Annotated in this window: 14 protein-coding genes; 11 read left to right on the top strand and 3 right to left on the bottom strand. The window is 43.3% G+C overall.

From position 1 onward, the window contains the following. Positions 1-55: 55 nt before the first annotated feature. Entirely contained in the window at positions 56-601 is a 546-nt protein-coding gene (locus tag FHW88_RS14940) for a ferritin-like domain-containing protein (RefSeq protein WP_090533509.1), read from the top strand. A gap of 182 nt (positions 602-783) precedes the next feature. Beyond that, positions 784-2,178 carry a hypothetical protein gene (locus FHW88_RS14935; RefSeq protein ID WP_176626423.1) on the top strand — a complete coding sequence of 465 codons (1,395 nt, stop codon included), beginning with the start codon at positions 784-786 and terminating at the stop codon, positions 2,176-2,178. An 8-nt stretch (positions 2,179-2,186) separates the two neighbouring features. Here the strand turns inward: FHW88_RS14935 and FHW88_RS14930 are convergent, their stop codons facing one another. Beyond that, a complete protein-coding gene (locus FHW88_RS14930) occupies positions 2,187-3,353 on the bottom strand; it encodes a hypothetical protein (protein WP_176626421.1) in 1,167 nt (388 codons plus the stop codon). Positions 3,354-3,519: 166 nt separating this feature from the next. Here FHW88_RS14930 and FHW88_RS14925 point away from each other — a divergent pair, with 166 nt between their 5' ends. The 6 genes from FHW88_RS14925 to FHW88_RS14900 all read left to right on the top strand — a co-directional run bounded on the left by FHW88_RS14925 (position 3,520) and on the right by FHW88_RS14900 (position 7,587). Beyond that, a complete protein-coding gene (locus tag FHW88_RS14925) occupies positions 3,520-3,675 on the top strand; it encodes a lmo0937 family membrane protein (RefSeq protein WP_139160049.1) in 156 nt (51 codons plus the stop codon). A 209-nt stretch (positions 3,676-3,884) separates the two neighbouring features. After that, on the top strand, positions 3,885-4,685 hold the full coding sequence (locus FHW88_RS14920) for an N-acetylmuramoyl-L-alanine amidase (RefSeq protein WP_176626419.1): 801 nt from the start codon (positions 3,885-3,887) through the stop codon (positions 4,683-4,685). Positions 4,686-4,748: 63 nt separating this feature from the next. Beyond that, positions 4,749-5,141, top strand: a complete 393-nt coding sequence (locus FHW88_RS14915; protein ID WP_176626417.1) for a hypothetical protein — start codon at positions 4,749-4,751, stop codon at positions 5,139-5,141. A 16-nt stretch (positions 5,142-5,157) separates the two neighbouring features. After that, positions 5,158-5,631: an HAD domain-containing protein gene (locus FHW88_RS14910; RefSeq protein WP_090533499.1), complete on the top strand. Its 474-nt coding sequence runs from the start codon at positions 5,158-5,160 to the stop codon at positions 5,629-5,631. Between the two features lie 61 nt (positions 5,632-5,692). Then, positions 5,693-6,574 carry a helix-turn-helix domain-containing protein gene (locus FHW88_RS14905; RefSeq protein ID WP_176626415.1) on the top strand — a complete coding sequence of 294 codons (882 nt, stop codon included), beginning with the start codon at positions 5,693-5,695 and terminating at the stop codon, positions 6,572-6,574. Positions 6,575-6,645: 71 nt separating this feature from the next. Then, positions 6,646-7,587: a nitrilase family protein gene (locus FHW88_RS14900; protein WP_176626413.1), complete on the top strand. Its 942-nt coding sequence runs from the start codon at positions 6,646-6,648 to the stop codon at positions 7,585-7,587. Positions 7,588-7,763: 176 nt separating this feature from the next. Here FHW88_RS14900 and serS read toward each other — a convergent pair whose 3' ends face one another. Further along, a complete protein-coding gene (serS, locus tag FHW88_RS14895; RefSeq protein ID WP_090533497.1) occupies positions 7,764-9,035 on the bottom strand; it encodes a serine--tRNA ligase in 1,272 nt (423 codons plus the stop codon). A gap of 137 nt (positions 9,036-9,172) precedes the next feature. On the opposite strand from serS, the gene rsmI reads away from it, so the two are divergent. The 3 genes from rsmI (at position 9,173) to lnt (ending at position 12,007) form a co-directional block, all read left to right on the top strand. Then, positions 9,173-9,901, top strand: a complete 729-nt coding sequence (rsmI, locus tag FHW88_RS14890) for a 16S rRNA (cytidine(1402)-2'-O)-methyltransferase (RefSeq protein ID WP_176626411.1) — start codon at positions 9,173-9,175, stop codon at positions 9,899-9,901. A gap of 31 nt (positions 9,902-9,932) precedes the next feature. Next, positions 9,933-10,148, top strand: a complete 216-nt coding sequence (locus FHW88_RS14885; protein ID WP_176626409.1) for a hypothetical protein — start codon at positions 9,933-9,935, stop codon at positions 10,146-10,148. 224 nt (positions 10,149-10,372) lie between these two features. After that, the gene (lnt, locus tag FHW88_RS14880) at positions 10,373-12,007 is read left to right on the top strand and encodes an apolipoprotein N-acyltransferase (protein ID WP_176626408.1); all 1,635 of its coding nucleotides are present in this window, start codon (positions 10,373-10,375) and stop codon (positions 12,005-12,007) included. Positions 12,008-12,026: 19 nt separating this feature from the next. Here lnt and FHW88_RS14875 read toward each other — a convergent pair whose 3' ends face one another. Further along, a complete protein-coding gene (locus FHW88_RS14875) occupies positions 12,027-12,608 on the bottom strand; it encodes a TetR/AcrR family transcriptional regulator (RefSeq protein ID WP_176626406.1) in 582 nt (193 codons plus the stop codon). Between the last annotated feature and the right edge of the window lie 43 nt (positions 12,609-12,651).

The following is a 12,651-nucleotide window of genomic DNA, read 5'->3' as shown; positions in this document are numbered from 1 at the left end:
GTTTTGGCTTTGTGTTTGTAGTGTTTATCTCACAAAAAACATTAAAACATCTATCATGGCAACTACTAAAGTAAAAACACCCGAACAAACTAATGATGTGCAGGAATCGGCACTGAATGAATTATTTATTGATGAATTAAAAGACATTTACTGGGCCGAAAAACATCTTACAAAAGCACTGCCTAAAATGGCTAAAGCGGCAACATCCGATGAATTACGCTCGGCTATCGAAAACCACCTGGCCGAAACCGAGCGGCAGGTTATTCGTTTAGAAGATGCATTTGCTTCCATTGGCCAAAAAGCTGTGGCTGTAAAATGTGAAGCGATGGCTGGCCTCATCAAAGAAGGTGAAGAAATTATATCAGAAACCGAAAAAGGCAGTATTACCCGTGATGCCGGTATTATTTCGGCGGCTCAAAAAATTGAGCACTACGAAATAGCGTCATACGGCACCCTCCGCACGCTGGCCGGCGTACTGGGATATGACCACGCAGCCGAACTCCTTGATTCAACCCTGCAGGAAGAAAAAACCTGCGACAGCCTGCTCACTCAAATTGCCGAAGCCGGCATTAACCAGGCATCAAAAGCCGAAAAAGCTTAACGTTTATTAGTTTTTTAAGAGCGGTCGTGGGGGAATTATTCCTCGCGGCCGTTTTTTTATAAAGAATCTTTTATCTAAAAAAGAATCAATAGCTATCTCTCAACATTAATTACGTATTAATTAAAATATTTCCAAAAACAATAAGCGGCAAATACGGTTTAACGACAAAAAACCGAAGCCCTATGAAACAATTTTTGCTGGTAATACTTGCCGTTTTTTCCTGCTTTAATAAGCATGCGTTTGCGCAAACCAAGCTCGACGGCGTTTATGCCGGATGCGAGTTTTCGCCAAGTCCGATATTTGGCGGAGGCATGAACAGAACTGACGTAGCTATATTATTCAGACCTGATGGTACTTTCAATTCTTCGCTTAACAGTGCCGACTGGCAAACCAGCGTAAGCGGGCATTACACCATAAGCAAAGGAGAGGTAACGCTTAAATATACTAAAAGCTCGTCTGTTTATGGCATAACCAAATATGGAAGCCTTTCCAATTATGCACATGAACTGTTTAAACTTCAGGGGAACATTATACCTCCGGGCTATTACTCGTTCATCAGCGCTATGGGCGGTGGCGGCGCGGCCTATGGTACAACTTATGTAGGCGCTTTAAGCACACAGGGATTGAATTTCGACGGCAAGGGGCATTTTAGCAATTCGCGCTATTCGGGTTCAGTGGTAGCCGGCGAAAATGTTGGTGGTGGCAGCTCAAGCAGCCGGGACGGCAGCGGCACCTATAAAATAAACAAGGGGGTGCTTACACTTACCTATACCGATGGCCACACCGAACTACACAGCTTTTTTTGTGATATGGGCGGTAAAACCCGCATGGCTGTAGTTGATGGGCGGGTATTTTTTGTAGACAATGATGACAATGCCACCGCTAACAATACCAAATCATCAGCCGCGGCTAAAAAAACTTCCGAAAACTCCGCCGCAAATACAAGCAATGCCACCGTGCCAAATGGGAAAACCCTGCTTTTAAAAGCCAATGCCGCCCATGGAGGCGACAAACTGAATGCATTGAAAACCGCCCGGTTAACAGGTTCCGTTTCGGGGTTAAAAGTTGTTGAACTGATTGATATTCCCAACAGCAAGGTACGCGTTGAAATATGGAAAAACGGCAAACCGGTGTCGGTGCAACAAACCGAAGGCAGTAACGGATGGCAATGGAGCAGCGGCAACAAATCCGATCTTCCGGCCAATAACGTTGCCGAGATAAAAACCGCCTTATATACCGGGGTTATTGGGTTGCGCAGGTCATCGCTTGATCAAATGCAGATCATCAATACTCAAAAAATCCCCGATAATGATATGTATACGGTTCAATGCAGGTTAAATGGCAACGAATACGTGTTTGCTATAAATAATCAAAACCAACTAATGGCTTACGGCTATAAGGTAGGCGACAAAACCCTGTTCGCTATGCTATCAGATCTTCGGCCGGTACAGGGTATTACCATTCCGTACCGTGAGGCCACAACAAGCGGCCAGCAAAAGCTCAATATTCAATACGAGAGCATGGATGTGAACCCGGTTTTAGACGGGCAAAGCTGGGCGGTACCTGCCGGAAACTAAATTCTATTTCAGGTAGATAATTTATTAGGCTTCAGGTACAGGTAATCATTCTTAAAATCGAGGATCATATTGAACCGTTTTAAAAGACCGTTCCCCAAATAGTTGATTTCAAAACCCATCGGGTTTTTATTGCTCAGCATAATGGCCGGCACATTACTAACAGGGAATCCATTGAGCCTGAATAGTGGTGTTTCTACAATCTTCATTTCGTATTTTACCCCGCGCGGATCGCTGATGGTGGATGATTTGATGAGTTTAAGATCCCTGGGGAAATTATTTTTAACAGCCCATTCACTATCCAGTATCAATGACTGCTCGGATCCCGTATCCATAGAAAAATTGCCGGTGTATTTTTTGCCGTCTATTTCAAACGTACCGGTAACATATGGGAACGAATGGATAAACCCAATCTTCGAGCGTTCATAACCGTTTAAGTTTTTAGGCATTTTATTACGGATGATGATACGGTTGTTATCATAATCAACCTCTACCTGTTTACCCTCAAACAGGTTCCAACCAAAACGGCCATCCATTCCAGTCGAGGTTATGTTTGTGGGCAACATTTCCAGGTTGTGCCAAACTGATGTGCCGATTTGCAGCTTCAAAGCTTTGCTCATGTCATTAAAATTTGGCTTTGCTTTACCGGCCAAAACATCAGCCTGGTTAGGCAGCAGTTTCGTTTTATTTAATATGGCATCCCTTGTTAAATGAAAGTCAAATGAGCTTAGATCAAAGTGAAGAGATAAAGTGTCGGTATCATTCATCACTGCCTTTACCGCAATGGCATTATAGGCTGTAAGTTTAAAGGGAATGGTGTCGCTTTTGTTGGGATTGATTTGCTGTTCATCCGCCGGCGGTATAGCGCTTGCTATTTGCGTATAACATGAATCCTTACCGTTAAGCAGGACAACGAAGTTATACCTTGTGCCGGGCTTAACCTTTACCCTTATCGAATCGATATCGGTAAAAAATGTAACCCATTTAGTTTCCCGGGTCCTATCGGCAGTATAAATGTCCGGTCGTGTTTTTGGCGAAAGCGACCATGCATTTTTATCCAAAAATCCACCATCATTGATGGCTACTTTTTTAGAAGTGGCTTTGATTACCGGCAGTTTCGACTGGCCAAACACAAGCCCGGCGGGCAGCAGGCAGATAAGCAGCAGAAAATATTTCATCGTTTTTATGAGGTAAGGTGCCTAAAGATACACCGGGAATAAATCTCTACAAAACACAACGTTAAATGAGCTGTATCTCCCCTAAAAAACACAAAATCTAAAACTTTTCAGTGGTCACAGTTATTATACTAATATCTATGAAAATCATTAATTAAAACAAAGTATTATGAACTCACTCCTGTATATCATTGCAGTCATCCTTATAATAGGATGGGCAATCGGCGTATTTTTTACAACGGTAGGCGGCCTGATCCACATTTTGCTGGTGATAGCTATTATCGCGCTTCTGTTAGGCGTAATCAGGCGGTCAACAGCTATATAATGCTGCTGAAAATATAAAACTAATAGGCTATCTCCAAAGAGATGAGCTATCTGAACCTTGATTCGATTGATTTGCGGATTACCTGATAAAATCAGAAAGTCTTTAAATCAAACGGATCAAGGTTTTTTGTATACTTGTTTAAATCATCAGGGAGAAATTCTTAATCAGGGGAGAATCAAAGTTTGAAAAATACATACATTTTATTATTTATGGCAGTTGCAGCCACCATTAGCGCATGCTCGCCTAAAGTACAGCCTTTCGCTGCCACCAATAAAGTGTACCACAACCAAACCGATTCACTGGTAGAGGTAATTAGCCGCGAGCAGCCGGCCATGTTGGTTGACAGCGCGGGAGGCGCCATCCCTTCGGAGTGGGTCGGCACCGTGAATTTCAACCTGCGCAAACCCAACTATGTCATTATCCATTACACCGCCCAGGATTCGGTTAAACAAACCCTCAATACTTTTACCCTGGTAAAGCCGCAGGTAAGCGCACACTATGTAGTAAGCAAAGACGGCAAGGTTTACCACATGCTTAATGATTACCTGCGGGCCTGGCATGCCGGCATCAGCAAATGGGGCAGTATTACCGATATGAACAGCTGTTCCATCGGCATTGAGATTGACAATAACGGGCACGAGCCTTTTACTGATGTACAGGTAAAAAGCCTGTTAGCTTTACTGGCTCAATTGAAGAAAACCTATAACATTCCGCAGGCTAATTTTATAGGGCACCAGGATATAGCGCCATTGCGCAAACCCGATCCGGGGCCATTATTTCCGTGGAAGCTGTTAGCTCAAAAAGGCTTCGGCTTTTGGCGCGAAGAACTGCTGGAGCTTCCGCCCGATAATTTTGATTATGCTACGGCGTTGAAGCTTATTGGCTATGATATCAGCAATCTCCCGGTAGCCATTGTTGCCTTTAAGCGGCACTTTGTACAAACGGATGAAACACCGGTAATGACACAGCTGGATTTGAATATTCTTTATAACGTTTACAGGAAATATTAGCCCGCAGGCTCTAAGGAGGAAGTGGAAATTGCTTTAGAAGCAACCTAACTTTTATCACATAAAATGAAAAAAATCACACCGCAGTTTATTGTGGAATTTATTGCAACTAATAATATTCCTTTTATTCCAACGCAATCCAGATTATCTATACCCATAATCTCAAGAATGTGTAGCAAGATGGAACATCATGTAAAATTTGGCGAGATAAAAATATGCGGCAAATTGATTATAGATGGGCATCACAGATACTTAAGTTCTTTGATCATGAATTTTGAGCTGGGACAAGTGGCGACTAACTTAACGTCGGCAACCAAAGAAACCCCATGGAACCAAATTGAGTTTGATGAAAATGATTGGGATTCTGCTGTTGGAATTGAACACCTAAATAGATTAGACGCGGAGTACAATAAATTAGAATTGGAATTTTTAAGACGAATAACATCTAATGACGAATAAGTAGTAATTTTGTATTATGTTGATTTTATTAGATATAGATGGAGTATTAGTCCCAGCAAACTCGTGGAAGAAACCTGAGTTTATGCCCGACGGCTTTCCCGTATTTAATTCAAGGGCGGTAAAGGCGCTTCAACATATTATAGCGGAAACTAATGCCTCTGTAATATTAACTACTTCACATAAATCGAAGTATAAAGTCGCCGAATGGAAAGATCTATTAAAGACGAGAGGGATTAGCCCTAAAAAGGTTCACCGACTGACGACAAATAGTTTAAAAAAGACACGTACTGAAGAAATATTGGAATGGTATAAAAAGAAACATCAACCGAGTCAAGAGTTTGTGATTATCGACGATGATAAAATGCTAAATGGATTACCTGAAAATATAAAACATAACCTTGTTTTAACCAGCCCATCGGTAGGGCTCACGGAAGATCTTGCAGAAGATGCCATTTCTATTTTAAGGAAAAAGAATTTTACTTTTTCTTAATTAAACAATAATATAAAGCCTCGGCGCAATGCACCAGGGCTTTATTATGATCTTTTTTAACATGTCATGGGTGAAAGCTATCGCCTACAGTTCCACATTTTTATTTATTTTTAGGATCTGGCTCAACATCACCATGCAAATAGCCCCACATCCCTTGCTTTCGGGTATTGTTAAGCACTATTTAATTATAGCGCATAATCAGCGGGTTGTCATGAATTACCGCCTGTTTTCGGACGGTAATCCGGGGATGGTGTTTCATTTGAAAGATCCTTTACTCCAATATAACCAACAACATACCCTTGCCAGCAAGCAACCGGGCAGTTTTGTTTACGGACAAATAACTCATTATAATGATATTACTTCGGTTGGCGAACTGGCTATGCTGATTGTGGTTTTACAACCTAATGCTTTACTATCTTTACTTGATGTGGCGACCTATGAGTTAACTAACAATACCGTACCGTTAAAAGACCTTTTCGGGCAAGAAGCCCTTGAACTTGAAGACCGGATCGCAAATACAGCTAACCTCCAGGCAGCTGCGGCAATTGCCGAACAGTTTTTATTGAACAAAACGGCTTCGAAAGGAAAACACGCCGGCATTACAGATCAGGCTATAAGCATCATTCATACAAGCAAGGGTATCATCAATGTTAAAAATTTACTTGATGTGATGCCCGTAACCGAACGGCAACTTGAGCGCAAATTCAATGAGGAAGTAGGTCTTTCTCCTAAAAAATTTATTGATGCCGTAAAGTTTCAAACCTATCTTAAACAACTTCAAAAACTATCTTCAATAAAAGAGCTAAGCTCATTGAGTTATGCCTGCGGATATTACGATCAGGCGCATCTTAATCACTTTTTCCGGAAACACACAGGCGTTACTCCCCTGCAATACAAAGCCAATCACAATCTTTTGGCAATAAACTTTATGCCGTTGGTTTAAAATTGCGTTTGTCGGTTTTTTACAATGCTTTCAGGTCCGGCTCTGGTAGTTTTGAAAAAGATAATCAGCGTATGGAAAACCTAACAATCGCCACTGCTCAATTTGAAAACAGAAGCGGTGATAAAGCTTATAATTTATCAGTTATTGAAAAAATGACAGCGGATGCCGCGGCACAAGGTGCCCAAGCAATAGCTTTTCATGAATGCTCGATAACAGGCTATACCTTTGCCCGGAAACTTAATAAAGCACAAATGCTTGACCTGGCCGAAGAAATCCCCGGCGGGCCAAGCATCGCCACATTAACCGAATACGCCCGGCGATACGACATTGCCATACTGGCCGGGTTGTTTGAAAAGGACAAAGATGACAACCTTTACAAGGCTTATGTATGCGTTGATAAAACCGGACTCATTGCCAAACATCGTAAGCTGCACCCTTTTATCAACCCGCATCTTTTACCCGGCACAGCATATACCGTATTTGATTTGTATGGATGGAAATGCGGCATATTGATTTGTTATGATAATAATATAATTGAAAATGTACGTGCAACTACCCTCCTCGGTGCACAGGTTATTTTTATGCCGCACGTCACCATGTGCACACCATCAACCCGACCGGGCGCCGGTTTTGTTGACCCAGAATTATGGAAAGACAAAGAAGCAAATACAGTGTTACTTCGCCAGGAATTTGACGGTCTTAAAGGCAGGCAATGGTTAATGAAATGGTTACCTGCCCGGGCATATGATAACGCAATTTATGCAGTATTCGCCAATCCGATAGGTATGGACGATGACCAGCTAAAAAATGGCTGCTCCATGATCATTGACCCGTACGGTGATATTATGGCCGAATGCAGATCATTAGACAATGAATTAGTTTTGGCCGAACTAACTCCTGATAAGCTAACCAAAGCCGGTGGCTATCGTTACATTCAGGCCAGGAAGCCTGAACTATACAGGGATATCATCGGAGCCGAACACGAAAGCTTTCAAAAAGTGGTTTGGCTTTAGGCCTTAACAACTTGCGCTCATTTGTAATGAGCGCTTAATCTGGTTTGGCTATTGCATGGCCAGTCGCGTTATAAACGCTAACCCATGTTTAAACCATCGCAAGAAAAAAAATGCCCCGGCACAACAAATGTACCGGGGCGCTATGCTTTTGACCTCCTCCTTTAGGAGGCCGGGGGCTAATCAATCCATTCAAACTTCGTATAAGGCACAAGCACCTCAGGCACTTTAATACCTTTTTCAGTCTGGTTGTTCTCTAACAAAGTAGCAACAATACGCGGCAGGGCCAGCGCGCTGCCGTTTAGCGTATGTGCTAACTGCGTTTTACCATCGGCATTGCGGAACCGCAGTTTAAGCCTGTTGCTTTGGAAGGTTTCAAAGTTTGATACTGATGAAACTTCCAGCCAGCGTTGTTGTGCCGCGCTCCAGGTTTCCATATCATAAGTTAAGGCAGAACCAAAACCCATATCGCCACCGCAAAGGCGTAATACACGGTATGGTAAACCTAACTTTTGTAACAGTCCTTGTACATGGCTGCTCATCAGCTCCAATATTTCGTATGATTTATCGGGATGGGCAATGGTTACTATCTCTACCTTATCAAACTGATGCAAGCGGTTCAGTCCGCGAACGTGTGCGCCATATGAACCGGCCTCACGACGGAAACATGGCGTATGCCCGCAGTTACGCACCGGTAACTGATCTTCTTTCAATATCACTTCACGGTACAGGTTAGTAATAGGCACCTCGGCGGTAGGGATCAGATACAGGTTATCTACACCTACATGGTACATCTGTCCCTCTTTATCCGGCAATTGTGATGTGCCAAAGCCGGATGCTTCATTCACCATCAGCGGCACGCTTACTTCGCTGTAGCCTGCTTTTTCGGCTTCGTCAATAAAGTAATTGATCAGGGCGCGTTGCAATTTAGCCCCCTTGTTTTTATATACAGGGAAACCAGCGCCGGTTATTTTAACGCCGAGTTCAAAATCAATCAGGTTGTATTTAGCGGCCAGTTCCCAGTGTGGTAAAGCATCGGCAGGTAATTCGGGCCTGGTACCGTTTTCCAATACCACCTCATTGTCTTCAGGAGTTAAGCCTTTGGGTACTGAACTATGTGGCAGGTTGGGCAGCAATACCAGTTTCTGGTAAAGTTCCTCTTCGGTAATGGTAAGCAGATCGCCGAGCTTTTTGATCTCTTCTTTCCAGGCACCGGTTTTGCCCTTAAGGCCTTCCGCTTCTTCTTTTTTACCGGCACGCATCAGCTCGCCTATTTGTTTTGCAGCTGCATTGGCCTCGGCCGAAACATTATCCATACTGGTTTGAGTGGAGCGGCGTTTATCATCCAGCTCAATTATTTCATCAACCAGTTGGGGCTGTTTAAAATTTTTTACAGCCAAACGTTCCAAAACCTGTTCCCGGTTATCACGGATATAACTAACTTGCAGCATTATTTTATTTTTTAGGCAAAGATATAAATAAGTCGATAGTCCATAGTCGATAGTCCATAGTAATTTACGTTAGCGGTGTAAGCCCGGAACGATGAAGAGCCATGGACCATCGACTATCGACTATCGACTCAAACAACATGAACAATCCCATAGGCAAACTATATTTAGTCCCCACCCCGATAGGTAATTTGGAAGATATGACCTTCAGGGCTATCCGCGTGTTGAAAGAGGTTGATCTGATACTGGCAGAGGATACCCGTACCTCCGCCCCGATGTTGAAACACTTCGAGATCCATCAAAAAGTATTCGCGCATCATCAACATAATGAGCATCAATCAAGCAACGAGATCATTAAGTTTTTGCTGCAGGGGAAAAATATCGCGCTTATTTCGGATGCCGGTACACCGGCTATTTCCGATCCGGGCTTTTTCCTGGTACGCGAGGCTTTGAAGTTTAATATCGCTGTGGAATGTCTGCCAGGCGCTACCGCCTTTGTGCCGGCCCTGGTAAATTCGGGCTTTCCTACCGACAAGTTTTGTTTTGAGGGATTTTTGCCATTAAAAAAAGGCCGTCAAACCCGGTACAAGTTTTTGGCCGAAGAAGAGCGGACCATCATACTATATGAGTCGCCCCACCGTTTGCTAAAAACACTGGATGAGATGGCCACCTATTTTGGGGCCGACAGGCAGATCTCGGTATCCCGCGAGCTTACCAAAATGTTTGAAGAAACCGTGCGCGGCACTGTAGTTGAAGTAAAACAATACTTTGAAACGCACCCCATGAAAGGCGAGTTTGTGATGTGCGTGGCCGGCGCAGCGGCTAAACCGGCAAAAGGGAAATATGAAAGGGATGAGCAGGAAGAGTAGCTTACTCCATTTTCAAAACATTACTTAGTATATGAAATTGATCATCGACCTTGATAAAATTAACGATCATGAAAAGGAAATGCGGTTGTTGAAAAGCCTGAAGCTTATGGAAATTGAGTTTCAATTGAATGAAGAACCGCAATCCATAATGACATATAATGAAGATTTGGAGGCAGGGAACGATGATATTGAACAAATGAGGTTTATAAGCGCGGAAGACTTAAAAATGGAAGCGCAGAAGTGGTAATCTCTAAAAGGGTTGTAGTATCGTTATCATAAAGTTCGAACCAAAAGAAGAGGGCAGTGCGATTCCCTCCCCTGGGAGGGTGTAGGGAGGGGTTTCATTAGTAGGCAGCAGTTGTACAAACGTATAACCCCTCCCTGCCATCGCTCATTCCAAACGCACCCCTCCCTGGGGAGGGAATAAAAACTAATTCGTTATCAAAACAGCGAATAAGAATAATATTCTACATGAAAAAAAACCTACCATTAGCCATACTATCTGGCTTGCTTTTATGGATAGCCTGGCCACCTACTCCTTATACTACGTTTTTACTTTTCATTGGCTTTGTGCCTATGCTGCTGGCCATTGAAAACATTATTAATGATGATAAACCTAAAAAAGGCAGGCGGGTATTTAATGTAACTTTCATCGGCTTTTTTATCTGGAACTCATTATCTGTTTACTGGGTTTATAACGCGTTAAAAATAGTGGGCGAGGTTGTAGCCATACCCATTACCCTTATCCCCTATTCGCTTGGGCCGTTGTTGATGGCGACGGCTTTCTGGCTGTATTACCGGTTGAGACTGGTTGCCCCTCGCTGGGTTGCACTAATTGGCTTAGTTTGCTTCTGGATCGGGTATGAATACCTGCATCAAAGCTGGGATCTCTACTTTCCGTGGATGACGCTTGGTAACGGTTTTGCCGTATCGCATCAATGGGTTCAATGGTATGAATATACCGGCGTATACGGCGGCACTTTATGGATCTGGGTTGTAAATATCCTGGCTTTTTTAATTTATACAAGTCTTCGCGAAGCTCAAACCAAACGCCACAGAATGGCATTGATCATGGCGATTGTAATTGTTGTAACAGTGCCTCTTGGCTATTCATTATCGGTTTATCATAACTATGTTGAAGAAGTAAACCCATCAAACATCGTTATTGCCCAGCCCAATATAGATCCGTACGAGAAAGATGGCACCATTCCCCCTGCTTCACAACTTGAGATCCTGATCCAGCTTTCAAGACAGGTGGCCCAACCCAATACCGAATTTTTTATATGGCCCGAAACAGCTATCCCCGCGCCTGTTTATATTAACGAGGAACAGATAGGCCAAAATGATTTTATTAAGCAGGCCCAGCTTTTTTTACGGAAATATCCTAATGGCAACCTGGTTACCGGCGCTGAAACATACAGGCTATATAACAACAGGGCAACACCAACGGCAGTTCCATCACCATGGGGCGGCGACCAGTTCGCAGACTTTTACAGCACAGCCCTCAATATTGAAAATGGCGACAGGATTCAAACTTACCATAAATCACGGTTAGTACCCGGAGCCGAATCACTGCCTTTTGGCGATGCGCTCTCATTCCTGAAACCCGTATTTGAACATTTAGGCGGTGCTACCGGCAACTATGCTCCCGAAAAAGATGCAAAAGTGCTTTATTCGCAAAGCGGCATCGGGGTTGATCCGGTTATTTGCTATGAATCGATATGGGGAGGTTACATTGCCCGCTCGGTTAAAAAGGGCGCTCAGTTCATCGCCATTATTACTAACGATGGCTGGTGGGAAAATACCTCGGGCAAGGACCAGCATTTAGATTATGCCAAACTTCGGGCTATCGAAACACGCCGCTGGGTTTGCCAATCGGCTAATACCGGCATCTCGGGCTTCATAAACCAACGTGGCGATGTGGTTAAACATACCGAATGGTGGGTTAAAACCTCGATCAAGCAAGATATCAACCTTAACAGTGAGCTCACATTTTATGTTAAACACGGCGATTATATTCCGCAAGCCGGCAGCGTATTGGCAGGCATTGGCATATTATTTTTACTGGGGATGAGATTGAGGAAGAAGCAAACGTTAACAGCTTAGGAGGCCAACTTAAAGGCTTTCAATCAAGTACAGAAAGGGTGGTTTTTATAATATCATCAAAAAAAGCCTTATCGGCCGTGGCTTTAGCTGATACCTGCATGCCCCTTACCGCATTCATGATGAACCGGGCCAATGCCAGGGAATCCTGGGAGTTACGAATCTCACCGCTTGCCTGTCCTTTTTTTATGGCACTAAGAATCGCGTTTTCAAACTGCTGCTCATTTCGGCATACCACATTCTTAACTTCAGCATCCAGCGATGCCAGTTCAATTTCGGCATTTACCATGAAACAGCCTTTACGTTGTTCATCGTTTAGCAAATCGCGCATGGTAAGCTCTAAAAGCTTTTGTATAGCCTCTTTGGCCGATGCTGAATTATTGATAATATCACACATCTGGTTTCCACCCGCCTTTTGATAGCTATCCAAAGCTTTAATATATAAAGCGTGTTTATCACCAAAAGTATCATACAGGCTTGAGCGGCTGATGCCAAGGCCGTCAACCAAATCCTGCATAGACGTGCCATTGTAGCCCTTGTGCCAAAAAATGCAAACGGCCTTGCTTAATACCTCGGCTTCATCAAAATCTTTACTTCGTGCCATAACAAAAAAGCTTTACCCGTTTTGGGCAAAGCTATTCATTTTT

The sequence above is a fragment of the Mucilaginibacter sp. SG538B genome (assembly GCF_013376065.1).
GTDB lineage: Bacteria > Bacteroidota > Bacteroidia > Sphingobacteriales > Sphingobacteriaceae > Mucilaginibacter > Mucilaginibacter rubeus.
Note: the sequence above shows the minus strand (reverse complement) of the source record. Positions and strands in the feature narration are given on the sequence as shown.